Genomic DNA, 24,719 nt, shown 5'->3' on the forward strand with positions numbered 1-24,719 from the left:
AGGAACCATCATGCCCACCCCTGATGATCCGACCGATGTCCCGATCGTGCGGTTCCTCCGACATCTCGCCGACGATCCCATCGCCGCGCTCGCCGGACTCACCGGCTCACCACCGGCACGCCTGCTCGCCGCCGTCGCTTTGCTCGCGGTGACCGTCCTGCTCGCCCGATCCCTGTTCCGTCGGCACTGGTGGCGACGACAAAGCGCTGACGCCCGGCTGCTGACAATCCGCCCACCCGCCACGGTGGACCCGGCCGGGGCGATCGTGTTCTGGCGCGCGCTGACCGGACTGCTCGCCCCAGCATGGAAACGCTGGCTATGCGGACAGCCACCGCTCGCGGTGGAGTACCGATTCACCATCGAAGGTGCGCGCATCGGGCTCTGGGTGCCCGCCGCGGTCCCGCCCGGACTGGCCGAGCACGCGATCACCGCGGCCTGGCCCGGCGCCCAGATCACCACCGCGCCTGACACCACGCCACCTCACGCCGCGGCACTCGGTGGTCAACTCGTCCTCCTGCGCCCCGAGTACTGGCCGCTGAACACACGGCACGACACCGACCCGCTACGGCCACTCCTCGAAGCCGCCTCGGAACTACGCCACGGCGAAACCGCCACCGCCCAGATCCTCACCCGCCCAGCCACCGGCCGCCGACTGCGCCCCGTGCGCGCCGCCACCCGAGGCCAACCGCCGGCCCACAGCCGGACTGTCTCGGTCACCGCGCGAACCATCGCCGCGACCGTCAACGAGATCATCTCCCTGTTCCTGCCGGGCGGCAGCCCACGCACGGGCACCAGCCACCACTACCGGGCGACCGCCGGTGTCACCGACGACCTGCGTCCGGTACGGGAGAAGGCAACCCAACCGCAATGGGAAACCGTGATCCGGTACGCGATCACCACCACCGCCCGAGGAGCGCCCGCACGACAACGGCTGCGCGGCCTCACCCACGAGATCGCCGCCACATTCTCCGTCCATACAGGACACAACAGTCTGCGTCGCCGACACCTGTCCAACCCGGTCTCCGCGCTCACCGCCAGATCCATGCGCCGAGGTTTCCTGCTGTCAGTGCCCGAGTTGGCCGCACTCGCGCACCTGCCCTACGACGACAACACCCCCAGCGTGGAACGCGCGGGCGCACGATCGACGGCCCCGCTGCCGCGCATCCCCACCGCAGGCGCCGACGTGAAGACCCTCGGAATCGCCGACGCCGGGCCGTCCCGCCCGGTCGGCATCCGGGTCGCAGACTCCTGCCACCACATCCACGTCACCGGCGCCACCGGGTCCGGCAAGTCGACGCTGCTCGCGCACCTCATCCACGCCGACGCCACCGCCGGACGCGGCCTGCTGGCCATCGAACCGCGCGGTGACCTCATCCTCGACATCCTCGACCGCCTCCCGGCCCACGCAGCCGACCGGGTGGTGCTCTTCGACCCCGATGACCCGACCGCCAGGCCCGCGCTCAACGTGCTCGCCGGGCCCGACCCGCACACCGTCACCGACAACCTGGTCGGCATCTTCCGCCGCATCTACGCCGACTACTGGGGCCCCAGAACCGACGACATCCTCCGCGCCGCATGCCTCACCCTGCGCGCCAACACCGACACCGCAAGGCCCGCGACCCTGGCCGACATCCCCGACCTGCTCACCAACCCCAGCCGACGCACCGAACTCACCACCGGCCTGGACGACCCCGTCCTCGCCGGGTTCTGGGAGTGGTACCACGCCCTATCCGAACCCGCCCGCGCCCACGCCATCGCACCCCTGATGAACAAACTCCGGGCGTTCCTGCTGCGCACCTTCGTCCGCGACACCCTCTGCGCGCGGACGGACTCCGTCAACCTCGGACGACTGCTCGACGCCGACGGGATCTGCCTCGTGCGCGTCCCCAAGGGCAGCCTCGGCACCGACACCGCCCGCCTGTTCGGCTCCCTCGTGCTCGCCAAGGCCTGGGAAGCCCTCACTCACCGCGCTCGTATCGACGCCCACCAGCGCCGCGACTGCTCGATCTACCTCGACGAGGCGCAGAACTTCCTCACCCTCCCGCACGGCATCGACGACATGCTCGCCGAAGCCCGCGGTTACCGCGTCTCACTTGTTCTCGCCCACCAGGACCAGGCCCAGCTCCCGCCCGCCCTGCGCGAAGCGATCTCCGCCAACGCCCGCAACAAGATCTACTTCGCCGTCTCACCCGAAGACGCCACGTCGCTACACCGCCACGTCCACCCCCAACTCACACCGCACGACCTATCCCACCTCGACGCCTTCCACGCCGCCGCCCGCCTCATCGTCGCCGGAGCGGAAACCCCCGCCTTCACCTTCACCACCCGCCCACTCCCGCCGCCTGTCCCTGGCCGCGCGCGCCACATCCGTGCCCACGCCAACTACCCCAATCCGAGACCGATCACCACCAAGCAACGAACGACCCCGGACGCACGCTCCGAGCTCACCGGCGGCGTCGCCCCCAGACAACCCCGACAGGACTCATGACCATGCTCACCCGACACCCCCGCTACGGAGACCCACTACGCGACGACCCCGCCGAGACCACCCGGCCCCGCCTCGACGACCGCGTCATCCACGCCGCCCACAACCGGCTCACCACCCGCGACCGATGGCTGCTCGCCCTACTCCATGAACACAGAACCCTCACCAGCCACCAGATCGCCGAACTCGCCTTCGGCCACCACAGCGCCGCGAACCGTCGACTGCTGCTCCTCTACAGGCTGCGAGCAGTGGACAGGTTCCGGCCGTTCACCCGCACCGGATCAGCCCCCTGGCACTACGTGCTCGGCGACACCGGAGCCATCATCTTGGCCGCCCAGGCAGGAATGACGGTCGGCGAGTTCGGCTACCGCAGGGCAGACGCCCTCGCCATCGCGCGCTCCAGCCAGCTCGCCCACCTCGTCGGCGTCAACGGCTTCTTCACCGCGCTCGCCGCCCACGCCCGCCACCACTCCGACACCGACCTCCTCGCCTGGTGGCCCGAACACCGATGCGCCACCGCATGGGGACCCACCGTCCAACCAGACGGCTTCGGCCGATGGACCGAACACGGCCGCCAGATCGACTTCTTCCTCGAACACGACACAGGAACCGAAACCCTGCACCGCGTCGCCTCCAAGATCCCCCGGTACACGCGCCTCGCCACCACCACCGCCATCACCACCCCCGTAGTGATCTGGCTGCACTCCACCGCACGCGAGATCGAACTACACAAGCTGATCAGATCGACCCCTATCCCCATTGCCACCGCAGCTTCGTCCCCAACAGACACGCCAGCGGGCCCCATCTGGCAACTCGTCGGCAGAAGCGACCGCGTGCGGCTCGCCGAACTCGCAACCGGCTGATGTTCGTCAAAGCCGCTGGGGCCGCCGCAGCCGCCCTCGTCCTGATCACCGTGCTCATCGGAGCCGCTGCGGCAGCAGCCGTATCCGCGCTCCTCGGCGGCGGTAGCTCTTCGACCCCGAGCACAGCCGCGCTCAACGACATCCCCGCCGACTACATCGTCCTCTACCAACAGGCGGCCATCGTGTGTCCCGGACTCGACTGGGCCATCCTCGCCGCCATCGGCAAGATCGAATCCGACCACGGCCGATCCAAACTCCCAGGCGTCACCGTGGGAGAGAACCGATCCGGAGCGGCCGGCCCGATGCAGTTCCTCAAACCAACCTTCGACTCGGTGATCGCCCGCCACCCGATCCCGCCGGGTGGCGCCAACCCGCCGTCGCGATATCACCCGCACGACGCTGTCCATGCCGCAGCCTTCTACCTCTGCTACTCGGGCGCCCAGCACGATCTCCGCCGTGCCCTGCACAGCTACAACAACTCCGACACGTACGCGTCCAGCGTCCTCACCCTTGCCGCCCACTACGGCGCGACATCCGCGACGAGCCCAGGGCAACTCGGTCTCGACTGGCCGCCGGAGGCAGCCACCGTGGCCGACCCAACCTCCGGCGGGCACATCACACCCCGCACCCACACGCTGCTGCGCGCGCTGCAGAACAACGCCATGACCGGAGACGGCATCGGCTGCTTCGCCCACCGCCCCGCCAACCCCGACTCCGACCATCCGAAAGGCCGAGCCTGCGACATCATGATCAACCCACAAGACCCGCAAGCCGTCGCCCACGTCTGGACCATCGCGAACTGGCTCATCACCAACCAAGCCCGCTACGGCATCAACTACCTGATCTGGCAAGGCCAATACTGGTCAGCCCGCGAACCCCGCTGGACGCCCTACCGATCCGACAACTACGGCTGCCCGAACCCGGCTAACATCACCGGCTGCCACTACGACCACATTCATTTCTCATTGTTCTGAAAGATAGCCATATCGCATCCGATGTGATATTCGCACCTATGAGATTTTAGAACACATGGTTTACTGCGGCGATCGAGGTGGTCAACACGGCCATGGACGTCCTTGGCGGGCGTTCGTAGTTCCGCAAGCCTGCTGAACGGCACGTTTGCCGTTCCGTCCACACCGTCCTCGCATCTGATGCGATAGGAGGTTGTGCCCGCCCGACCGCACCCTCACCCGTGAACTCCACCCACCATGATCGGCAACTCCTCGGCCTCAAGCCCACACCGCCGTGTCCTGGGCGACAGCTCGCTGGCAGCGACTGGGGGCAGATATGCCGCCCACCGCAGCCGCCGTGGACGAGCGGCACCGCACACCGAACGGTTGTCTCCGATCTCCATAAGGCATCCGGCCGAGAGGGCAGCCTCACGGTGAGACGCCGATCGATCTCTGCACGTAACAGCTATCGCGGCTCACGCGATGCATCATCCATGGTCGGAGACGGCGCCGAGCGTGAAGCACAGTTGGCGGCGGAGTCGGTCGAAGATCTAGGCGTGCAGCTCTTGTGTGAGCAGGGCGAGACCCACCCAACTTCGGGAGGAAGGCGGCACGTCGACCTCGTGGAGCGGCCTATTGTAGGGGCGGCCAGGTGACGAACTACAAGCAGTGGTGTGGGCCCCCCAATGTAATATCTGTCGGCTCTCACAGCATCGGCGTCCTCGTGTCGATGGATGACGAGGTCGGAATCGGAGCCGTCGCAGCTCATCTGCCTAGTCGCTACGCCGAGACCGAGTCGCTGGCACGCATAGCGAAACGGTTCGGCAAGGCCAAGGTCTCTGAGTTCCTACGAAACAAGCTTCCGCAGACCCAACGCGCCCGATCAGGGGATCTCGGCGAGATTCTCGCCACCACCTATCTTGAGGAAGACTGCGGATACATAGTTGGCCCCAGTCGCTTGGTCCACCGCGACCATCAGGAGTGGGCAATGCGTGGCGACGATGTCCTCGGGGCAAAGTTCGACTCTGCGTCGAACGTCCTCCTGATCAAGGGCGAAGCGAAGAGTCGCGCGAACGCAATGGCTTCGGCGGTGGGAGACGCCCGGGAAGGTCTGCAGCGGGAGGGCGGGCTGCCCTCACCACATTCATTGACCCAGTTCGCGGAACGCTTGCTGAACACGGCCGACGATGACTTGGGCGAGGCCATCCTCACGCTACAGCTCACACGTGGCGTCCGGCCTGGGATTGTCACCCACCTTATGTTCCTGTTTGCAGGCAACGATCCGAGTATCCACGTCAAGGCCGACTTGACTACCTACGGGGGTGTCATCGCCCAGCAGGCGGTGATCCTGCAGGTCCAGGCGCACCAGGACTTCGTCCGCACTACCTTCGAGAAGGCGATCGCAGATGGTGCGTGACCAAAGAACACTGTCTGACGACCTGGCCACCGCCGTCGCACCCCAGTTCCGCGGTCGACTCCTCGCAAGAGGCCAAGCCCAGTCCATGATCCGTCGTGATGGGATGCTGCCCGATGGTGCCCCTTCGTTCGATGCGTTCCTGGATGACGACCTTCTCGGATACGGGTACTCCTTGATCTCGACGAGCATGCGGATCATGGAGACCAGCGATCTGGCGGAGCCGAGACAAGGAACAACCATCGGCAGCAACGAAGGTCTTGCCCGCGAGGGGTGCATTCACGCCTCCTACGCACTCGAAGCGGCGACCAGAAATGCCTCAAAACGCTGAGGAGATCGCGTTTCACCGCCTGATCGCCGGTGCGGCCAGCCACCTAGGCGGCTATGCCGCACGTGCCTACTCGCTGGTCCAGGCGGGCGTGCGATCAGGACGGCTGACGCCGATGGAACACACGCTGGCTGACTTGGTCATGCGCTCCCTCGATGGCATCGAGGAACGGACGCGACGCCTGAGGTCATCACCCAATTTAACGGACGACGCCCTGCTGGCCGCTCTGCTCGACGAGAAACACCCCGCCACGCACGAGGATCCCGCTACATCGACAGGCGAGCTAGGCCCCATCGCGTTACTGCTCAGCGAGAACTACATGTCGGCGGTCTCCACCGCTCTCTTCGCCTTGGCGCATGGGCAGCCAGACCTCCTGGCAGCAGCCCTCGACGATCTCCAGACGGGCGAGCGCGCGTCACATGACATGAGCGCACCAGGACCGTGGTGGGTCTACCGCCTCACACGGCGACTGCTCGACGACCTCGCCGGGACCAGCATCAGCGCCCACATTCCCGCCCATCCACCACCGGTAGGAACTGCGACGCTCGAAGTCCCCGACGACCGGCGCGCGCGTCGGTGGCGCTACCTGCGTCGAACGTTCGTGGCGAACCTCTTTGCTCGCAACCGCTCCGAGATCGACCTGTGGCCCTCGCAGTTGCACGTTGTCGACCGAATCTTTGACAGCAACCACGACCTGGTCGTGGCGCTCCCCACCAGCGCGGGCAAGACCCGGATCGCAGAACTCTGCGTCTTGTCTTGTCTGGCGCAGGGTCGGCGGGCCGTGTACGTGACACCACTCCGAGCACTCTCCGCTCAGACCGAGCAGGTTCTGGATCGAACCTTCGCGCCTCTCGGAGTCCGCGTGTCGTCCCTCTACGGGAGCATGGGCGTAAGCGACAGCGACGAGGATGCCCTCCGGACAAGTCAGATCGTCGTCGCGACACCGGAGAAGCTCGACTTCGCGCTCAGATCGAGTCCGAGTGTGCTCGATGACGTTGGCCTGGTCGTCCTCGACGAAGGACACATGATCGGTCCGTCTGAGCGCGAGGTCCGCTACGAAGCGCAGATCCAGCGCCTCCTGCGTCGCCCTGACGCACACGCGCGGCGCATCGTGTGCCTCTCTGCCGTCTTCCCGACGGGCCAGGACCTCGATGACTTCGTTTCTTGGGTCACCGACGAGACCCCGGGCGGACTCCACCGCGAGGAATGGCGTCCCACCCAGCAACGGTTTGGCTTGGTGGAATGGCGCGGCGATCACGCCCGCCTGTCGATGACCCTGGGAGAGGACCAACCGTTCATTCCCAGGTATCTGGAGGCGAAGGAACCTACTCGCCCCCGACGGAGGTTGTTCCCCGCCGACAAACGGGAACTTGTCATTGCGACCGCGTGGCGGCTCGTCGAGGAAGGCCAGACCGTTCTGATCTTCTGCCCCCAACGGAACTCGGTCGAGCCCTACGCGCGGGAGGTCATCAGGCTTCGACGACAAGGACTCATCGACTCCGTGCTTCCCGCCGACGTTGATCTTTCCGGCGCTCTCACGATCGGCGCCGAGTGGTTCGGTGAGGGACATCCGATCTTGGAGTGCCTCAAGCTTGGAGTGGCGATCCATCACGGCGCGCTCCCCGGGCCCTTCCGCCGTGAGGTCGAACGTCTCCTTCACGCCGGAGTCATCCAGGTCACCGTCGCTTCGCCGACCCTCGCGCAAGGGCTGAACCTATCGGCATCCGTCGTGCTGTTCCACGGACTCCGCCGTGGCCAGATTCCTCTCACCGGCGCAGAGTTCTCCAACGTCATCGGACGAGCCGGACGCGCCTTCGTCGACACGGAAGGACTCGTCCTTTATCCCATCTTCGAACCCACCGAATGGCGGCGGCGCGAATGGCTGCAACTCACGGCTGGCGACGCCGGCAAGGCGCTCCGCTCCGGACTCATCGAAGTGAGCATCGCCCTCATCCGACGCATCATCGGGTCGATCAAATCTAATGAACTGCAGCCCTTCCTCGACTACCTAACCGGCGGTGCAGAATGGGCATTCCCGGTTGTCGCGGGCGAGGCATCAGACCAGCGAATGGAGGCAGCTCAGTTTTGGCAGTCGAACCTCGCCCTCCTCGATGCCGGAATCCTAAGCATCGTCGGCGACGATGGCGCCGGGCCCAGCGAGATCACCCAACTGATCGCGGACACCCTGCGGGGCTCCCTGTGGGAGCGACAGGTCGATCGCCTAAACGCGCCACAAGCCGCAGCCCTCCGTGAGGTGGTCACCAGCCGAGCACGGTTCATTTGGAACACTTCCACGCCAGCCCAACGCCGTGGGTGGTATCTAGCTGGACTCGGCGCTAACGCAGGTCGAGAACTCGCTCAGGTCGCAGGCGACGTCGTCGAGCTGATCGCTCATGCCGAGACCGCGATAGCCGACGAGGATCACACGACCGCGACATCTCGGCTGGAGCAGATCGCAACCACGATCTTCTCGCTGTCCACGTTCCAGCCCGAGACACCGGTCGGGAATTGGCGCGAGGTCCTCGCCCATTGGGTAGGTGGTCGACCCCTCGGCGACTTCGAGACCGGCAGCCCGGATGACCGCCTCAAGATCGCCCAGTTCATCGAATCGGACCTGGTCTACCGGCTGGTGTGGGGTATGGAGGCTGCCCGCGTGTACGAGGATGCACAAGGCAACCCTTCCGCCGCCGCACTCGACGGTTCGGCGTTGACTGCGATCGAGACTGGCACTTTCCTGCGGCCAGCGTCCATCCTGATCCGCGCCGGTTTCGACCACCGCAGCGCGGCAATCGCCGCCGTCAAGCAGACCAATGCGACTTTCGACTCGAATGCAGCTATGCGGGACTGGATTGCGCAACTCGACCCTGAGATGGCCAGCTCACCCGACTGGCCGACAACGGAGTCCCGCGAGGCCTGGCTGAACTTCGCAAATCGCGCACGACGGACCCGACGCCGACAATGGCGACGGCAAACCGCGCGGCTCGATGACGTGACCTGGTCCGGTCCTGTTCCGCAGGAACGCGCCTGGTTGCGAGTTACGACTGGTCCGGACGGCGAGATCGAGCTTTGGTCTCCGGGCTACGACCGCGTGGGCACCGCCGAAACTCGGCTCAACCCGGCCATGGAAGGCATACTTCACGCGCGACGACTCAGCGACGAACCAGGCATCGAGCTGCGCTATCGGGGACCTAGCGACCTGTTCAGCAACGACCAGTAAAGATGGGGCACACGGACACTTCGGTAGCTTGGCGAACCTCGGGCCGAGTTCCCGAGGGCTGGAACTCAGTGTTCATCAGTGCTCCCAGTCGTTCCTCACGACTCGCCCCATGCCGCCCACACTCTTGGCAATGGGCCGCCCTGGGAGATCCAGTCGTCGAGCGCTTGGTAGTAGCTCAGCGCGTCCTCGCGGAGCGGAGTGATCCGTTCGTCGCGTAGCTTGTCGGCCTCGATCGCCTTGTCCGCGTCCACCAGCGCCGAGTAGGTGACGCTGAGTCGGCGCGCTTCCTCAGCGCTCTGCCGGGCGAACGCCAAGACGTCGTCCGGTTCGACGATGCTGTTCTCGTCGCCGTGGCGTCGTTGCCAGAATCCTGCGGTGAACCCGTCGCGCCAGGCGTCGCGTTGCCGAGTTTCGTCGACCCATCGCGGGACTAGGTCGACCCAATCGGTTGTCCCCACCGATGTTGGCCCGTACACGCGGACATGGCCCGCACCGAAACCGGCGATCCAGCCGCAGTGCCGGGCTTTCGCCGCGCTCTCCGATTCCATGATCATGGCTCAGATCTCCTCTCCCGTGCTGTCTTCTCGGTGTTGGCATGCGTCGTCGTCGATCAGCCGTAGTGGCCCGCGGATGTGCTCGCGGAGTTGCCGGTAGAGCGCGCGCAGCGACGTCTGTTCGCGTGGTCGCATCGGCCGACCGCGCCGCACCGCGATCGCCCGCTCGGCTCTGTGCGTCAGGGCGCTCCACTGGTTGCGCTCGATCAGCGCCGCGCACTGCGGGCAGGCCGCCCAGTCCGCGAGACTGGAATGTGTCGGAGCGTGGGGAATGGTGAAGTCCCTCGCGGGCAGCACATGCGTGGGTGGTGTGTCGTTGCAGAAGTCGCAGCGGCCGAGCCACCCGAGTGGCGCTTCGACCGGCACCACCGGGTGGTCGTCGGGATCGGACACGGTGTGTTGGTAGGTGATCCCCGCTTCGGTGGCGACGATGTCGACGGCGTTGCCGCAGGCGGCGCAGATGGTGATCACGGCCCGGTTCTCCCCGGCTCGAGTCGGATCACCTCGTCAGCTGCGTTGATGGCGAGGATGGAAGCCGGGTCGTCGGCTCGCGCGCAGTCGATGACGATCAGCTCGCGGGACGTTGCGAGGCGGGCCAGCGTACGAGCGAGGATGTCGGTGGGGATCTGGCCGCGTTCTCCGGGGGTGAATCCGACGATGTCGCCGCCGAGCTGGATGGGAAGATGCTCGGCGCAGGTGGCCAGCCGGTTCTGGATCGGGGTGGTCGTGGTGCGCAGTTCGAGCAACGCTGTGGCCAGACCCATCGCGGCGGCGGCCATCGCCAGGGCCGCCGCCATGTGGGCAGCTTCATCGGGCGGGCCGATGACGGCCAGGGTCAACGCACCGGGTGCGCACTCGCTGGCGACTCGACGGGACAGGTAATCCTCGGCGGCGGGTAGGACGAGGACTCGTTCGGCGTGCAGTCGCACCGCGTCGGCCCACGCGCCGTGTGCGGTTTGGCCGAGGCTGATCAGGATGACGCGATCGCGGGCGGGCAGCTCGCGGCTGATCACCGCGTCAGCGTCGTGGGTGTCGATCAGCACCAGACGCGCTTCGTGCCACTGCATCCAACTCACCTCCCCCGGAGTGCGGGTCGTGACCATGGGAGCGGCAAACGCGGCGTAGAGGGTGAACTCCATGGATCGGGTGGTGATCAGCAGTGTCAGGATGCTGGAATCGGTCTTCATCAGTTGCCATCCGCGTCAGACCACGGCAGTGCGTGGTTCAGTCAGTTCGGGTTGGGTGAGTTCGTCGTCGATGTGGGCGAGGATGCGGTCCGCGACGGACAGGACTCGTTCGGCGGACTGCCTCACCGCAGTGACGTCAGCAGCCCATCCGGCCACGTAGGGCACCGAGTAGTCCAATGTCGATAACCCACAGACGGCGGCCACGATGCACGCCACGGACTCGGCTTCGATCTCGCCGGTCTCACGGCGCAGATCGGCGCGCTTGTCGTGTTCACACAGGATGTGCGCGAGTTCGTGTGCGAGTGTCTTGGCGGCCTGCGTGGGCTCAACGTCCGCGCGGACGCGCACAGTGCGCGCGGCGAAGTCGGTGATCCCGTTCGCGCCGCCGCACTCTCCACGATCGATCGTGAAACCAGCGGCCGCGACTTGCCTGGCGAGTGCTTCCCACAGCCCGGCTGGGGCGTCGCCGGACAACAGTGCGCACCGGTTCGGCCCGGCCGGATCCGGGAGTGGATCGCCATCGGTCTGGGCGATATCGAACACCGAAACCAGGATGAACCCAGCCAACCGACGGACGTGGTCGTCCACGCGATCGCCGTCACGGTCCGGCTGCGGTCCTGCTGTGGCGGGCGATCTCTGGAAGCGTGGTGCCCAGATCCTGATGCCGTGCTCACCCTTGCGGACGTGGCGTCCGTGCCGGTTCCACTCGCGTAGCGGGCGGACGTCGGTGGCGTGCGGGTTCTGCGCGAGGATCATCAACAGGTTGGACAGCGAGTAGCGGCGTAGCCAGGCCCGCGACTCGATCATTGCTCGCCAGCCTTGCGAGCTGGTCAGGTGCTCGATCGCGTCGCCGAGTTGCTCGTGCGCTTCCCGCAGGCGCTCGGCCCGCTCCTGCGGGCTCATGTTCCGAGGTGCCATGATGATCACGCCCGGCCGCACAGGTCCGTGCCGGACGCAACGAACGCCTCACCCGACAGGCCACCTGCAGCGTGGTCGGGCGGCGACCAGCCGCCGGGGGTGAAACACACGCAGTACCGCGCCGGAGCGCCGCAATCGGCGCAACATCCGCAGTCGTCGCACAACCCAGTGCGGGGATCGACCGATTCGACGCCCAGACACACCGGGCACGTCGTGTCCGCGCCGTAGGTCTCCCACCACTCAGCGTCCGCCGTGGTTTGGCAGAAGTCCATGTTGGAGTACCAGATACCGCCGTCCCAGATTCCGGCCCGCTCGTTGAACACATACGCGTTGGCCGGGTACAGAGGATCAACGGTCAGTAGGACGATCTTGTTGGAGGGGGTCAGCCACGCGGTAAGCCGATCCCTGCCGCTCTGGGTGCTCAGTGACCCGAACGGGTGGCGCGGCAGGTAGTCCTCGGCCGCGATCCGCGTGTCGGAACGGCGGTCACCGTTGGCGGGCCGGACCCGCTTGGGCAGGACTCCGTTGTGCGCCAGAACCGTTCGGGGGTCACCACCGATCCGGAACGGGTGGCAGTTCGTCCTGGTGATGTCCCCGTGGGTGCCCATTCGGGAGTGGAACAGGGCCGGACCGTCCGGGTGAGCCCGCCGCTGGCGGGCAAAGTCCTCGATCACCCGTTCACTGTCGAGACCGCGCTCCACGATGAGCCGCCCACCGAACACGATGGCGAAACCGTGCCCGTCGCGATTCCATCGTGCCCCGCTGCGCAGTGCGTCGGTGTCCGGCAGTACACCGCCCGGGAAGAATGTCAGCAGACACATGACCGTTCCTCCATCTCCCGCAGCAGCGGGCGGTAGGCGGGACGGTCTGCAAGCCAGTCCGCGAACCTCGCCCACTCCCAGCCACCGTGGCGGGCGATGTCGGTGACACTCAGATCGCGGGTGTACTCGACCGATGCGGCGGCCAGCGCGAGTGCCGCCTGGACGTGTTGCTGCTCAAGGGAACTGGCGAACATCCTCAGCTCGAAGGTGTCGCCGTTCTGGGTGTTGATCGCCTGATAGCGGTCTCCCCGCACGCCTTTGGCGTAGTCCTTGACATGCTCGCGGGCATCGTCGTCGAACCGCGACCACTGGTTCGACGCCCGACGGGCGATCACCGTCACCCTGTCCGCGTTGCGGTAGAAGAACTTCATCCACCTAAACACGTGGCACGGTGAGGAGAAGGCGGCACGGCTCACGTGCACGTGCAAGCCGGTCTCGACGCTGGCGTAGCAGCCGTACTCCCGCAGCTTGGTTAGCATCGCCCACGGAAACTGCTCGATCGCCCAGTCGTAGGCCATCGGGTGCGTGACGATCTCGAAGCCGTACCCGATCGAACCGTCTTCCTTCAGGTATCCCAGCTCATCAAGGCAGGACATGGCCAAATCCGCGCACTCGTGAAGATCGCCCGACGGAACGGCGATCTCCAGCTCCGCGCCCAGGAACAACGGACCCTCACCGTGAAACTCCGGGATCGGCTTGTACGAGTAGTCGAAGATCCACTCGCTGGAATCCTCAGCGGATTCTTCGCACGATTCGCAGCAGTCGCCCTCATTGATCAGTTCACCGCACCCGTCGCACCCCCAATAGCGGGAATCAGCGCAACTTTCACACACCCACCATCCATACGCGGTCGACGTTGCGCATCCGGTGAGGATCTCGCAGTCGTCACACTCACGGAAATGCCACGCGCATTGATCACAAACACTCTCGCCGTCATCGGTCGACCGGGTGTTCTTCACCCGCGTCTCGCATCGATCACATTTGACGTAAAACCGTTCGATGCAGTCGTCACAGACGACACCGTCGACGCACAAACAGTCCAAATCGCCGAGATCAGACGTGCCACACCGGACGCACGTCACCTGATCTACAATATTGTTGGACATGACGGAACCACGCTTCCGTTGTGTCAAGGGCCCCGAGTGGGACGGCAATCCCACTCGGGGCCCGCCTTAGTTCCTGCCCATGCGGCGGGCGACAGGGCACCGGACGATCACCGGTGCGCCATCGTCAGCACACGGACTCACGCCGCGACCCGCGCACCGTATTCGATCCGAACCGACTCCATCGCCGCGAAATCGAAGATCGCGAGCTGCCCCGCCTCACGCGCCAACGCGACTGCGATCGAGTAGTCGGACACCACGACGGACACATCCAGATACACCTTGCCCGTCTCGGGATCACGCCACCCACCGAGCACACTCCCTGGCAACGTCAACACATCCGCGTAACGCGCCACATAGGCGATCAAGTCGCCAACGGCAACGGGATGATCAAGAACCCGCTCGCACTCCGTATGAACCGCAGCCGCGTAACCAGAACGAACATCGGCACCCGTCACCGGGTCGACAGAAAACCCACCATCCGGCACCGAGAGCGCATCGATCATCGCCAACAGCTTCACCGTCAAGCCGGTCATCGTGAGCACATTTCCGGATTGAGTCCCCATGACAGACCACTCCCGCAGAACGCTTTCCAAGGATTGGAGATATGAGCCGGTCCGACTCGCATCTTCCGTCGGCACCCTTAATTCTCGCGCCGCAACCCGAAAAGCACAAGCCCACGTGAAGACTTTCCTGCCGCTTTTCCGTTGGATTGATCCGACAGCTCCAATAGATCCTGACTGCAATTATCTGAGCCGCCACGCAAATTGGCTCAACCTGAGCAATCTGCACAGCAGACCCAAATCATCGCGCTGACACTTCAGCCTCTTCTTCGCAACTCCCGACACTCGCCGCCCAGCGCTTAATGACCCCTTATGTCGGGTTAAGCGTCGACACGGGGCCGAACGCCCGCAACCGGCGGAAACGTGGATGGACGGATGTAGCAATCTGACAGCGACACCCATCGAGACACCTATTAGGACATGCAGAATTCAGTGACCGAATTTGCAGATAATCGCAAAGGAGTGTGGCGAATCCGCCGGACTGTCGGTTTACGTTCAATACAAGCGTTTCCGGTCCCGCGTACAATCCAGGACCCGATGGGGCAGATTCAGGCGGCCGATTCGCCAGAATCTAGGATTGTTTGAATGCTGGCCTCATTGTCCGCGGACTGCGGTAATTGAACCGCAGGTAGCAGCCGCGCATCGGGCGGGAGGTTCTGCCGTGGCACCCGACAGTCGCCGGGTACCCGTCACAGGGATCAGTGCTGGCGTGGTGGACTCGATCCCGATCTCGCGGTCCTGAGCAGGTTCTGGAAGAGCTCGTAGGTGGTCTCGTCGGGATCGGCTCCTATTTCAGCCAGGCGCGCCTGTAGGAGGCGGTAGGTCCGGTGGATGGCGTCGCGACGCCCCAGTAGTGCCTGGGTGCGCATGATCCGCGCATACAGGTCCTCGGCGTAGGGGTCGTAGTTGATGGCCTCCTCCAGGACGGTAAGGGCGCGATCGGGATCGTTGGGCTCATGGATGTCGGCTATGGCGGTGCGAGCGTCGAGGGCCCGTCGGCGGAGGTGTTCACGTTCGACATCGAGCCACTCGAAACCCAGCTCGGCGCCGAGCTCGCCGGTGTGCTGCTCGGTCGCCTCGCGGAGGGCGTCGAGGCGATCAGTGGGTTCAGTAGCGCGTGCAGCTTGATCGAGGGCGCGCTCGAATCGCCAGAGGTCGACGTCGAAGACCACAGGGTCAAGGCTGTAGCGGTCGGCCGTGAACAGGAGGAACTTCTCGTCGGGTTGGCCGGTCGCCCCGCGGAGCACCTTGCGGGCGTTGCTCACGGCGGCATGGAGAAGGTCTTTCGCCCGGCTGATCTCGATGTCGGGCCACAGGGCTTCGAGCACCTGGTCCTGGGTGGCACCGCGACGGTGCAGTGCGAGGTACAGCAGGAGTTCTCGGGTTTTGGTACGGAGGCCGGTGGCGATCTCGGTGTCGTGGACGGTGAGTTTCTGAGGGCCGAACAGTGCGAGGCTCACCGAGTGTTGGGTCCACGAGGGCTCCGGTGTGTCGATGGCGGGCGATTGCTGCGTGAGCGACTCCGGGAAACCGTGTCGTGTTTCGTGATCGGAAACAGGCTCGACTGGCACCGTGATGTCGTCGGCAGGGGTGACGGGCGGGCTTCCCTGAGCTTCTGCGAGCACGGCGAGAAGGTCGAGAGCATCCTGGCCCGACAAGGTGAAGAACCGCAGGTTCGTCGTGAGTTCCGGTTCGTGTGCGCGTGTGGTGGCGAATCCGTCTGGCCCGACGGTGTAGGTCGGGCCGGTTGGGGATTCACCGAACAGCACGGCACCGATGTCTCGATCGGCTGCGAACTGCAGGATTGCCGTGAGGCGGCGGATGTGGCGTTGTTCTGGGGTGGCAGCCAGCAACGTGATCGGCAGTGGCTCGCTGGGATCGGCGGCGCGCACCGCCGCCATGTCGGTGGCGTGGTTGTCATCGAGCAGGCGTGCTCGGTGGATTTGCTCGACCTCGAGGCGATTGAGGGCGGCATCGAGTGAGTCGACGATGGTCAGGTTCTCGGGTAGTGGCACGGCCTGGTCGTCGATGCTGGGGAAGATGCGTGTGAAGTCGGTGCGGGGTATCAGGATCTCCAGCTCGTGGGCCTGGTGGTGGGCGAGCTGAGCTGTCAGTACAGCGCGCGCCGCGGCGTGAGTGCCTGGACCGGTGAGGCCGACTCCACGAAGCGCGACGGGATCGATCTGGATCTCGGTGTGGCCGGTGAACGCGATGGGCGCCGCCGGGGAGGCTGGGTCCGTCGCGTGTGGTTTCGAGTCACGGGATGTGTTGTGTGCGTGCGCTCTACGTAGAGTGCGCACGGACTCGGGCAGTGGGGCCGGTCGCGTGAGCTGCTCGATGGGGCGCGGCTGATACCGGCGCCGGCGGTGGATCCACAGCAGAGTGGTGGCCGCGGTGATGGCGGCGGCAAGGCTGAGCCCGACGACGGCTCCCGAGGGCATGGTGACCTCATGTGACTCGCCTTGTTGATCCGTTGTGGACGCCGGGGGCGGCTGTGTTGTCGGCGTCTCCAGAACCGGATTCGAGGTCGATGTCGGTGGTCGTGTCTCACGCGGGGAAGGTGAGACCGCGGTTGGTGGCTGCGCCGTTGGGGTGTTCTGCGATGTGGCTGGGCTGGTCGGCGGGAGGAGGATGGTGAAGCCGGCGTGCAGCTTGTCCGGGTTGGTGAAGGGTGTCCCGTTCGGTTGAATTCGTCCTCGGTTGGCGTCGAAGACGGTTGGCCACAGCGTGGCCTCACCGAGTTCGCGCTGGGCGATCGCGGACAGGGTGTCGCCAGGCCGGACGGCGACTTCCCGTAGGACGGTGTGGTCCAAGCCGGTCGCGTCGGCGGGCAGGAGCAGGATCATGCCGGGCTCGATGCGGTCGGGGTTGGGCAGGCGGTCGGCGTTGAGGGTGTGGATCTCGCGCCAGCGCAGACCGTCGCCGAGGTGCCGTTCGGCGATGCGCCACAGGCTGTCATAGCGGCGCACGGTGTATCGGGGCAGTTCGGTGGCTGGCTTGGCCTCTTGGATCGCGGGCTCGGCGACCGTTCGCGGGACTGCCTCAGGGTCGTCGGGTGCGGTGGCGACGATCGTCGCGGCGGCGTGCAGTGGTGTCGTTGCCGTGTTGATGGCCACGAGGACTGCGGCCGCGGTGACGAGCGCTGCCGCTGGTTGTTGAAGAAGGGCTAGGCCGGGCACCCGTGGGAGGGTGCGTCCGCGGAGTTGGCTGACCGCTTCGGCCACGACGAAGCCGGTGAAGATGGCCCAGAGGAGCCAGACCGTGATCTGCAGGACGGCCAGCAGCAGGGTGCCGTCGTCGGGGCGCAGCAGGGTGGTGCGGATGTCGGTCCAGTTCGGCAGGTCTGAGGACAGCGGGTTGGTCCCGTAGGTGATCAGCGCGGCGGGGACGCCGAGGACGATGGTGGCCAGGCATGCCGCGGCGACGAGTCCTCGGGTGATGGTTGCCGCTCGTGCGCGGATGCGGTGCCGGGTCATCACGGGTCTCCTGTCCGCACGCCGACGTTGAGTTCGCCGGTCGCGGTGCCGACGGCGTCGTAGCTGCCGCCGAAGATGCCCAGCGGGTAGGGGCCGGTGACGTTGACGGTGACGCGGACTGTCCGTGGTCCGGTCACCTCCACGGTTCCCGGATAGCCTGCCCGGCTGAGGTATGACTGTCCGAACTGGACGGCTGTGGGCGCGTCCAGGGTGGTGGTGGGTCCGCGGGCGTCGACGGCGGTGAGTGCGGCGCGGACGGTTTCGGCGGCGATGGTGTCGGCTCGAGCGAGTGCCTGGAGTTTGGCTGCGCCGTCGGCGACGAGTCCGAGTAGCAGGATGATTCCCGCGACCAGGATCACGGCCATGATGGTGATCTGACCGGAGTCACTGCTGCGCGCGCCGGTCACGATCGACTCCGGTAGGGGTCCAGGACACTGACGAAGTCGGCCCGCAAGGACTTGCTGCCGGAGATCCCCGGCAGCCCCAGATCCGAAAGCCGCACAACGCACACCACTTCCGCCCGAACCTCGGCGGGTTGGCCCAGCGGAGCGGAGAACCCTGTGGTGTCAACGGAAACGTTCGTGCTCTCACAGTGCAGGCCGCCCTGCAGCAAGGTGGCGCGAGCGACACCGGCTGCGGCGTTCTGTGCCTCGGCGGGGGTACGGGCCAGGGACGCGGCCCGCGCTGCCGCGGCGGCGGCGTCGGTGACGGTGCCGCTGGCCACGGCGACGCGGCCGAGCCCGGCCGCGAGGCCCATGAACGCGAGCAGCACCGTGCCGATCACGACGAGTTCAAGGCTCGCCGACCCCGCGTCCGTCGTCCTGCGCCGGGTGGTCACGGTCCGCTCCCGACTCCGGGTGTGGTGAACACCTCGCGCGGCCCCTCGACGACCTGGGTGACGGTGAAGTCCAGGCCAGGTATGGGGAAGACCCGCATGGCGGTGGCTGTGACCTCCACGCGCATGGTGGTCGAGGTGGTGGTGACGCTCACGTGCGGGTCGTTGGCTGCCGAGCCACCGGCTCTGGCGAGGAACGAGTGCGCCGATGCTTCCGCTTGGGCGGGTGTGCCATGGGAGATCCGACCGGCTTGCAGTCCGGTCTGAGCGGCGGACAGGCACAAATTGCGGGCGTGCCACCACATGGCGGCCTGCACCGCGGAGAAGACGATGGCGAGGAAGACCGGGAACACGATGACGAGTTCCAGAGTCGTCGACCCACGATCGCCCCGCAAGCGGCGCCACCGTGGCGCATGGGAAGCGCGCATCGCTGCGTCCTATTTGAGCGGGCCGGAGTGCTTGTTGAACGCGTTCCACAACAGGAGGCCGCCAGCGAGTGCGATGGCCACAGTGATTCCGGCGATGATGACCTTGTCCAAGGTCTCCATTCCGGAATCCTTCGTGGATCTGACGATGCGCCACCGGCGATCCAGCTCGGCGTGCCAACGCTCGATGACGCCCATCACCAGGATGACCAAGGCGAACTGGGCGCGTCTGCCAGCGGCAGACATCTCCCGACGGGTCATCGTGATCAACCTCCTTCCATCTTCTCGTCGTCATCCCGCGAGAAGGGACGCGGCGGGGTAGAGCACCAGCAACAGGAACCCGACACCGAGCAGCGCCACCGGGAGGACGAGCTTCTCGGAGCGTTCGTTCGCGCGCGCCTTGTCGGTGGCGAGCGCGGCGGCGCGTAGTGCGGCTGCCTTGCTGGTGAGGGTCCTGTAGACGGCGGCGCCGTCGGCGGCGGCCGCGACGATGTCGGCCAGGTCGGTCAGTTCCGTCACCCCAACCTGCTTGGCCAGGTGGGACAGCGCGTCCCACGGGGTGATGCCAGCGCGGAAGGCGTGAGTGAGGGTCGCCTGGATGCGGCGGAACACCCAGCCGTCCGCGACAGTGGCTGCCTCGGACAGCGCCTGGATCGGGCTGGATCCGCGGGCGCGCTCCTGGGCCACCAGATCGAGGTATGCCGCCACTGCCCGGCCGAAGTCTTCCCGCGCCTGCTTGGCCTCCTGCGCCACCACGCGGGTCGGCAACATCGACATGCCTACCGCCAGCCCAACGCCGACGATCGCGGGCAGGGTGATCGGGACGTCCACATTGGCGATGGCGGCGAGTGCCCACAATGCGGAGGGCGTGGCCAGTCCCAGGGCGGCGTAGCCGAGACGGCGCAGGACGAACCAGTCGATGCGGCGCCCGATCAACTCCAGATCCGCGACCGGCACGCCCAGAAGCACGCTGGTGTTGGCGCTCATCCGATTTGCAATCCAGCCGACAACTCGATCCGACCGGGACGACGACGCGCTGAAATCAGGCTGGGCGAGGTGGGTGCGGTCCCAGCGCTGTAACACAGCGGCGAGGTCGACAGGGGCTGCCGGCGCGACTGCCCACAGGGCTAGCACGATGGCGAGCCCAGCCAGGGCTCCGAGCAGGGCCGCGATCTGCGGGGTGGTCATCGTCGATCACCGTCCCGCAGGAATCGGTGGCCTGTCTGGGGTCGGGCCAGTGATCTCATCCAGATGAACGATGTTGCGACGACGACGCCGATGACGGCCAGGGCAACTTGACCAGCTGCCGTTCCGAACGGTGCGAGGTAAGTGCGGGCGAATGCGAACAGCCCGGCGATCACGATCAGGGTGAACACCATGATCGCGCGAGTTGTGGTGCGTGGCTTGGCGCGGTCGGCTTCGACCTGTTGGCGGGCGGCCACGTCCTCGCGGAGTGTGTCGGCCAGGTTCTCCAGCACCTCGACGAGCCCCTTGCCGCCGGCGCGGGCGCGCAGGATCAGGCTCGCGGCCACCCGGTCGGACGCTTCGTCGCCGAGGTCGTCGGCGAACATCCGCAACGCGGGTTCCAGCCCACGCACTCGCGCGCGGGCCGCGAGCGTGGCGACCTCGGTGTCGATCGCGGCTGGCGCGGTGCGCACGCTCATCGCGACCGCCTGCTCCAGCCCGCCCGCACCGGACTTCAGGATGTCGACCAGGCGGCGGGTCCACTCGGCCAGTCCCTCGAGCCGGGCGATCACCCGTTGGGCCTCGTCCTGGCGCCACAGCGGCGGCACCGCGACCACGGCGACCGCCGCACCGAGCGCCGCTACCGGCCAGCCGGTCACAGCAAGCACCAGGAGGCCGGTGGCAACGGCCGTGACCACGGTGCCGGCACGCCAGCGGCCGACCCGAGCGCGCAGGACGGTCCACGTCGACGCCGGGTGTGCTGGCCGGGGCTGCGTGCCGCGGATCGCAACGACCAGCAGGATCACCGCGCCCGCAAACCCGCCACCGGCGAGCACGGCGAGCGTGGTCACGGCGGGCCGCCCGCGAAGGCGGTGTGCTCGAACCCGGCGCGTTGTAGATCGTCGGCGAGCTGCTGGCTCGGCGGGTAGATCAGCTTCGCGCGTCCGTCTTCCGGACTTGGCGCGAACACGCGAGTGATGTCCGGCCTGCCGGAATCGCCGACCTGGCCGACCTCCAGGATCTCCGACACCATCCGCTCTCGCCGGGGCGGGTCGCCGGGCTGGTGGTGGTCGACCTTGCGGACATGCACAACCAAGTCGATCGCACTGGCGATCCATCGGTAGGCGGCCTCGATCGGCAGCGGCGGCCGTGCGAGCTGGCCGAGGCTGGCGATGCGGTCGAGCACGTCGGAGGCGGACGCGGCGTGCAGCGTGCACATCCCGCCAGCCGCGCCGTTGCCGAGCGCGCGCAGCATCGCGGTGACCTCACCGGCCCGAACCTCGCCGACGATCACCCGCGACGGGCTGTGCCGCAGTGCCTGCTTGAGCAACGTGTCCAAGTCGATCTCGCCTACGCCCTCAGCGTTGGGCAATCTGGCTTCGAACGGACTGACCAACGGGTGGCGGGCGGGCGTCAGATGCAGGCCGAGTTCGTACTCATCCTCCACGGTCACCAGGTGCTCCTCGGGCCGGATCTCGTGGCACAACGCCCGCAGCAGCGTCGTCTTGCCCGCCGCCGGACCGCCCGACACAATCAGGTTCTTACCTGCTTTTACCGCGGCGGCAAGGAAATCCCGCACGACCGAGTCCAACGTGCCGTTGCCGACCAGAGTGTCTAAAGTGGTCTCGACGAGCCGGTAGCGGCGGATCGTCACCCGCGGCCGATCGGTCACCTCCATCACCGCGGCCAACCTGCTGCCCAGCGGTCCACCCGCTGGCAGCCGCAGGTTCAGAATCGGCGAGGCCTGCGAGAACTCCCGACTGGTCTGCCCCAACCGGGCGGCATAGGTGGCGAGCATCCCGACCAACTCGGCGTCCGAGGCAGCGACCGGATACGGCCACCACTCGATCGTGCCGTCGGCCAACTCCAGCGCGACCCGGTCGCAGCCGTGGATGTGGACGTTCTCCACATCCTCCCGATCCAGCAGCGGCTGAATCCTGCCGAGCCCGTAGAGCGCGGCGAACACCGCGTCAGCCAGTGCCCGCTCCTGCGCGAACGACAGCGGCGGCTCCCCATCCGCGCCGCGGCGGATCACCCAGGCCTCAAGCTCATCGCCGATGACCGCCTTCGCCCGCACCCGCTCGTCCTCACCCGACAGCACCCGCTCGGCCGAGCGGTCCGCGGTCTCCGCCGCCTCCAGCCTCGCCGCGACGGTCTCCCGGAGCCGCGCCACGTCGGTCAACTCCGGCCCGTCGGGGGTCTCGGTGACGGCGGCGAACGGCTTGAGCCCGTTCCCGCCCACGGGATCGAGGAAGGTGAACCGGTCGGTGCTACGCATCGCTGCCAACCTCCTCGGCCCGCTGTTCGCGCTCCGACGCGACCGGAACCGCGGCCAGCCGGCTTGCCGCTGTTCTCGCGGACCGCGCGAACAGCGACCGCGACAGGCCGAACGGCTCGTCCATACCGTCGCTGAACACCGACGCGGCAACGTGATCCTCAGGAAGCTCCGCCCGGACCGACACATCGAGCGCGTGCTCCAGCGATGAGATGGTGCTCGTGCGTGCAGCACATGCTAGGAGCCCCAGGCGAGCAGGCTCGACGTGCCGACGCAGCATCGCCAACGCGGCGCGCGCGGCGATCACATGCCGCGGCAGTGGACGCACCGCCACCAGCACAAGATCCGCGACCCACGCCAGCGGCCAGGGTGTTCCCGGACCAAGCCGCCCGCAGTCCACGATGGCGGCGGCATCCGTTTCCGCCAACGCCTCAGCCAGGCGCCGCCAACCGAGCTCGCCGACCGACGCGGCGTGCGAGGCCTGCTGCAACCCGGTCAACACCCGAACTCTCGGCACACCAGGCACCGCTTGCAGGTGCTCGGTCAGCGACCCGGCCGTCGCCGTGCTGTCGTGGCGGGTCGCGGTGGCGAAGCTCAACACCCCAATGTCGCGGCGCAACCAGCCGGACAACACCCACGGCGACAACCACCCCGCGGTCAGGTCACCACCAACGGGGTCGCAGTCGGCCAGCACCACCGCGGACGGCCAGGCCCACGCCAGCGCGGCCGCCGACGTCGTCGCTCCCGGCGACGCCTTGCCCGACACGATCACGATCACCGGCATGCCGATCAGCCACCCCGGGGCAGCAACACCAGCGCCACTTGCCCAGCCGACGAGGCCGACGCCAACGGCGGGCCGTTCGGGACCGACACCACCACATCGACAGTGACCGACCCATCCGAGCTTGGCGGCCCCACCCGCACCACCTGCGCCCGCACACCGTCACCGCCCGGCACAGCAGATGAGCCCGGCTGCTCCGAGGCCACGGTCACGACCAGCACCATGTCCCCCGGGACGACGCCGCCTCCCGGCATCTGCCCCGGCTTCACCGCCAAGCCGACCAACTGCTGACCGGGAAACGGCGGCCGTGCCTCGGTGACCTGTTCCCGAACCACCAACGTGCCAGGCCGCAACTCCACCGCCGCGACCTTGCCGACGACCGAAGCCCGCTCACTGGCAGGGACCGGACGCAGCCCCGGATCGGCGGCGATCCTAGCCACGCCCAGGTCGGCATCAGTGATCCGCTCGAACGCCGGCACCGTCCGCACCACCGACAGCACCTCGACCCGATCATCCAGCCGGTTGACCAGCACCACGTTCGCCCACGCGGCGAGCGCCACGATCAACGCGGCAAGCACGATCAACCATGGGCGACGTCGACGAGGTAACCGGACACGGGAGGACTTACCGCGGCTCTCCTGGACCTCGTCCTGAACCCGCTTCGCCGTAACCGGGGCGTCCGCCAAGCCGCCACCTGCCTCCCGCTAACCGTTACGCAAGCCCTGCACCTCTGCCACGGCGAACCGAATCGTCGTCTCCGACCGCATCGCAGGCAGCGAACCACCAGCCGGTGCGGCGCCAGTCGACCCGGTCCAGGTCACCTGCCACGTGATCGCGTACGTCGCGCTCACCTGATCACCCGGCATCCCGTACGACGAGCGCCGGTACACATACCCACAGTCCGGCGACGCCGCGTGCACCCCGAACCGCGTCCGGTCGTACGGCGTCCCTGGCCCACTGCATGTGACCGCCGGACGACCGTCACCCGGTGTGAACGTCAACGACGTCGGTGCGGCCGTGACCTCAGCCCACACCGACCCCGCCTGCACCCGCTCACTGCGCGGCCCGAACACTCCCGGCTCGACCCAGATCCACGTGTTCTCACCGACGATCACCGACGAGCGCCCATCCCGCAGGCGAACATCCGGCGAATGCCGCGCCACCGGAGCAGGCATCGTCAACCGCGAGTACGCCTCCTGCGCCAGCTGCCCCGGCGTCGGCAACGCCGCTGCGACAGGTACTGCGCCACCGGAGGGGAGCGCGCTCGCCCAGCCCAACGCCACTCCGTCGCACACGAGGTAGTAGTGTCAATGGCCAGTTCGTTCTCCCCGTAGGCGGC

At 67.0% G+C, this 24,719-nt stretch carries 24 protein-coding genes; 7 read left to right on the plus strand and 17 right to left on the minus strand.

Annotated features, from left to right (window positions below; genetic code table 11):
* Positions 1-10: 10 nt before the first annotated feature.
* The 6 genes from GPZ80_RS29690 (at position 11) to GPZ80_RS29715 (ending at position 9,257) form a co-directional block, all read left to right on the plus strand.
* Positions 11-2,488 carry a DUF8128 domain-containing protein gene (locus tag GPZ80_RS29690; protein WP_187224420.1) on the plus strand — a complete coding sequence of 826 codons (2,478 nt, stop codon included), beginning with the start codon at positions 11-13 and terminating at the stop codon, positions 2,486-2,488.
* 2 nt (positions 2,489-2,490) lie between these two features.
* Positions 2,491-3,348 carry a replication-relaxation family protein gene (locus GPZ80_RS29695; RefSeq protein WP_187224421.1) on the plus strand — a complete coding sequence of 286 codons (858 nt, stop codon included), beginning with the start codon at positions 2,491-2,493 and terminating at the stop codon, positions 3,346-3,348.
* A complete protein-coding gene (locus GPZ80_RS29700) occupies positions 3,348-4,322 on the plus strand; it encodes a lytic transglycosylase domain-containing protein (protein WP_187224422.1) in 975 nt (324 codons plus the stop codon). The genes GPZ80_RS29695 and GPZ80_RS29700 overlap by 1 nt, the downstream gene beginning before the upstream one ends.
* A 628-nt stretch (positions 4,323-4,950) precedes the next feature.
* Complete coding sequence (locus GPZ80_RS29705; protein ID WP_222720060.1) at positions 4,951-5,715, plus strand: Hachiman antiphage defense system protein HamA; 765 nt, start codon at positions 4,951-4,953, stop codon at positions 5,713-5,715.
* 85 nt (positions 5,716-5,800) lie between these two features.
* A complete protein-coding gene (locus GPZ80_RS29710) occupies positions 5,801-6,043 on the plus strand; it encodes a hypothetical protein (RefSeq protein WP_222720061.1) in 243 nt (80 codons plus the stop codon).
* Positions 6,027-9,257 (plus strand): DEAD/DEAH box helicase, encoded by a 3,231-nt coding sequence (locus tag GPZ80_RS29715; protein WP_187224425.1) that lies wholly within the window; start codon positions 6,027-6,029, stop codon positions 9,255-9,257. Before GPZ80_RS29710 ends, GPZ80_RS29715 begins: the two co-directional genes overlap by 17 nt.
* A 95-nt stretch (positions 9,258-9,352) precedes the next feature.
* Here the strand turns inward: GPZ80_RS29715 and GPZ80_RS29720 are convergent, their stop codons facing one another.
* The 17 genes from GPZ80_RS29720 to GPZ80_RS29800 all read right to left on the minus strand — a co-directional run bounded on the left by GPZ80_RS29720 (position 9,353) and on the right by GPZ80_RS29800 (position 23,958).
* Positions 9,353-9,811: a hypothetical protein gene (locus GPZ80_RS29720; protein ID WP_187224426.1), complete on the minus strand. Its 459-nt coding sequence runs from the start codon at positions 9,809-9,811 to the stop codon at positions 9,353-9,355.
* A gap of 3 nt (positions 9,812-9,814) precedes the next feature.
* Positions 9,815-10,282 (minus strand): hypothetical protein, encoded by a 468-nt coding sequence (locus GPZ80_RS29725; RefSeq protein WP_187224427.1) that lies wholly within the window; start codon positions 10,280-10,282, stop codon positions 9,815-9,817.
* The gene (locus GPZ80_RS29730) at positions 10,279-10,998 is read right to left on the minus strand and encodes a hypothetical protein (protein WP_187224428.1); all 720 of its coding nucleotides are present in this window, start codon (positions 10,996-10,998) and stop codon (positions 10,279-10,281) included. Before GPZ80_RS29730 ends, GPZ80_RS29725 begins: the two co-directional genes overlap by 4 nt.
* Before the next feature lie 15 nt (positions 10,999-11,013).
* Positions 11,014-11,901 carry an ArdC-like ssDNA-binding domain-containing protein gene (locus GPZ80_RS29735; RefSeq protein ID WP_222720062.1) on the minus strand — a complete coding sequence of 296 codons (888 nt, stop codon included), beginning with the start codon at positions 11,899-11,901 and terminating at the stop codon, positions 11,014-11,016.
* A 20-nt stretch (positions 11,902-11,921) separates the two neighbouring features.
* On the minus strand, positions 11,922-12,737 hold the full coding sequence (locus tag GPZ80_RS29740) for a class II glutamine amidotransferase domain-containing protein (protein ID WP_187224429.1): 816 nt from the start codon (positions 12,735-12,737) through the stop codon (positions 11,922-11,924).
* Entirely contained in the window at positions 12,725-13,843 is a 1,119-nt protein-coding gene (locus tag GPZ80_RS29745) for an amidoligase family protein (protein WP_222720063.1), read from the minus strand. Before GPZ80_RS29745 ends, GPZ80_RS29740 begins: the two co-directional genes overlap by 13 nt.
* Before the next feature lie 137 nt (positions 13,844-13,980).
* Positions 13,981-14,376, minus strand: coding sequence for a hypothetical protein (locus GPZ80_RS29750; RefSeq protein ID WP_187224430.1), 396 nt, complete (start codon positions 14,374-14,376; stop codon positions 13,981-13,983).
* 725 nt (positions 14,377-15,101) lie between these two features.
* Positions 15,102-17,879 carry a BTAD domain-containing putative transcriptional regulator gene (locus tag GPZ80_RS29755; protein WP_187224431.1) on the minus strand — a complete coding sequence of 926 codons (2,778 nt, stop codon included), beginning with the start codon at positions 17,877-17,879 and terminating at the stop codon, positions 15,102-15,104.
* Positions 17,879-18,286, minus strand: coding sequence for a hypothetical protein (locus GPZ80_RS29760; protein WP_312880652.1), 408 nt, complete (start codon positions 18,284-18,286; stop codon positions 17,879-17,881). Before GPZ80_RS29760 ends, GPZ80_RS29755 begins: the two co-directional genes overlap by 1 nt.
* Positions 18,283-18,717 (minus strand): TadE/TadG family type IV pilus assembly protein, encoded by a 435-nt coding sequence (locus tag GPZ80_RS29765; RefSeq protein ID WP_187224432.1) that lies wholly within the window; start codon positions 18,715-18,717, stop codon positions 18,283-18,285. The genes GPZ80_RS29760 and GPZ80_RS29765 overlap by 4 nt, the downstream gene beginning before the upstream one ends.
* Positions 18,714-19,109, minus strand: coding sequence for a TadE/TadG family type IV pilus assembly protein (locus tag GPZ80_RS29770; protein WP_187224433.1), 396 nt, complete (start codon positions 19,107-19,109; stop codon positions 18,714-18,716). Before GPZ80_RS29770 ends, GPZ80_RS29765 begins: the two co-directional genes overlap by 4 nt.
* A gap of 42 nt (positions 19,110-19,151) precedes the next feature.
* Complete coding sequence (locus GPZ80_RS29775) at positions 19,152-19,400, minus strand: hypothetical protein (protein WP_187224434.1); 249 nt, start codon at positions 19,398-19,400, stop codon at positions 19,152-19,154.
* A gap of 30 nt (positions 19,401-19,430) precedes the next feature.
* Positions 19,431-20,327: a type II secretion system F family protein gene (locus GPZ80_RS29780; RefSeq protein WP_246477617.1), complete on the minus strand. Its 897-nt coding sequence runs from the start codon at positions 20,325-20,327 to the stop codon at positions 19,431-19,433.
* Entirely contained in the window at positions 20,324-21,175 is an 852-nt protein-coding gene (locus GPZ80_RS29785) for a type II secretion system F family protein (protein WP_187224435.1), read from the minus strand. The genes GPZ80_RS29780 and GPZ80_RS29785 overlap by 4 nt, the downstream gene beginning before the upstream one ends.
* Positions 21,172-22,602 carry a TadA family conjugal transfer-associated ATPase gene (locus GPZ80_RS29790; RefSeq protein WP_187224436.1) on the minus strand — a complete coding sequence of 477 codons (1,431 nt, stop codon included), beginning with the start codon at positions 22,600-22,602 and terminating at the stop codon, positions 21,172-21,174. The genes GPZ80_RS29785 and GPZ80_RS29790 overlap by 4 nt, the downstream gene beginning before the upstream one ends.
* Positions 22,595-23,383 carry a CpaE/TadZ family protein gene (locus GPZ80_RS29795; protein ID WP_187224437.1) on the minus strand — a complete coding sequence of 263 codons (789 nt, stop codon included), beginning with the start codon at positions 23,381-23,383 and terminating at the stop codon, positions 22,595-22,597. Before GPZ80_RS29795 ends, GPZ80_RS29790 begins: the two co-directional genes overlap by 8 nt.
* Positions 23,384-23,388: 5 nt before the next feature.
* Positions 23,389-23,958, minus strand: coding sequence for an SAF domain-containing protein (locus tag GPZ80_RS29800; protein ID WP_187224438.1), 570 nt, complete (start codon positions 23,956-23,958; stop codon positions 23,389-23,391).
* A 412-nt stretch (positions 23,959-24,370) separates the two neighbouring features.
* Between GPZ80_RS29800 and GPZ80_RS29805 the strand changes: the two genes are divergently transcribed.
* Positions 24,371-24,682, plus strand: a complete 312-nt coding sequence (locus tag GPZ80_RS29805) for a hypothetical protein (protein ID WP_187224439.1) — start codon at positions 24,371-24,373, stop codon at positions 24,680-24,682.
* The last annotated feature ends 37 nt before the right edge of the window (positions 24,683-24,719 follow it).

The organism is Actinokineospora xionganensis (assembly GCF_014323725.1).
GTDB classification, from domain to species: Bacteria; Actinomycetota; Actinomycetes; order Mycobacteriales; family Pseudonocardiaceae; genus Actinokineospora; species Actinokineospora xionganensis.

Bases quoted from the DNA above. Each gene is read 5' to 3' on its own strand.
- GPZ80_RS29720 (WP_187224426.1), bottom strand. From the start codon at position 9,811: ATGATCATGGAATCGGAGAGCGCGGCGAAAGCCCGGCACTGCGGCTGG.
- GPZ80_RS29695 (WP_187224421.1), top strand. From the start codon at position 2,491: ATGCTCACCCGACACCCCCGCTACGGAGACCCACTACGCGACGACCCC.
- GPZ80_RS29690 (WP_187224420.1), top strand. From the start codon at position 11: ATGCCCACCCCTGATGATCCGACCGATGTCCCGATCGTGCGGTTCCTC.
- GPZ80_RS29790 (WP_187224436.1), bottom strand. From the start codon at position 22,602: ATGCGTAGCACCGACCGGTTCACCTTCCTCGATCCCGTGGGCGGGAAC.
- GPZ80_RS29710 (WP_222720061.1), top strand. From the start codon at position 5,801: ATGATCCGTCGTGATGGGATGCTGCCCGATGGTGCCCCTTCGTTCGAT.
- GPZ80_RS29740 (WP_187224429.1), bottom strand. From the start codon at position 12,737: ATGTGTCTGCTGACATTCTTCCCGGGCGGTGTACTGCCGGACACCGAC.
- GPZ80_RS29750 (WP_187224430.1), bottom strand. From the start codon at position 14,376: ATGACCGGCTTGACGGTGAAGCTGTTGGCGATGATCGATGCGCTCTCG.
- GPZ80_RS29780 (WP_246477617.1), bottom strand. From the start codon at position 20,327: ATGACCACCCCGCAGATCGCGGCCCTGCTCGGAGCCCTGGCTGGGCTC.
- GPZ80_RS29745 (WP_222720063.1), bottom strand. From the start codon at position 13,843: ATGTCCAACAATATTGTAGATCAGGTGACGTGCGTCCGGTGTGGCACG.
- GPZ80_RS29730 (WP_187224428.1), bottom strand. From the start codon at position 10,998: ATGAAGACCGATTCCAGCATCCTGACACTGCTGATCACCACCCGATCC.
- GPZ80_RS29735 (WP_222720062.1), bottom strand. From the start codon at position 11,901: ATGAGCCCGCAGGAGCGGGCCGAGCGCCTGCGGGAAGCGCACGAGCAA.
- GPZ80_RS29715 (WP_187224425.1), top strand. From the start codon at position 6,027: ATGCCTCAAAACGCTGAGGAGATCGCGTTTCACCGCCTGATCGCCGGT.
- GPZ80_RS29775 (WP_187224434.1), bottom strand. From the start codon at position 19,400: ATGACCCGTCGGGAGATGTCTGCCGCTGGCAGACGCGCCCAGTTCGCC.
- GPZ80_RS29795 (WP_187224437.1), bottom strand. From the start codon at position 23,383: ATGCCGGTGATCGTGATCGTGTCGGGCAAGGCGTCGCCGGGAGCGACG.
- GPZ80_RS29700 (WP_187224422.1), top strand. From the start codon at position 3,348: ATGTTCGTCAAAGCCGCTGGGGCCGCCGCAGCCGCCCTCGTCCTGATC.
- GPZ80_RS29755 (WP_187224431.1), bottom strand. From the start codon at position 17,879: ATGACCCGGCACCGCATCCGCGCACGAGCGGCAACCATCACCCGAGGA.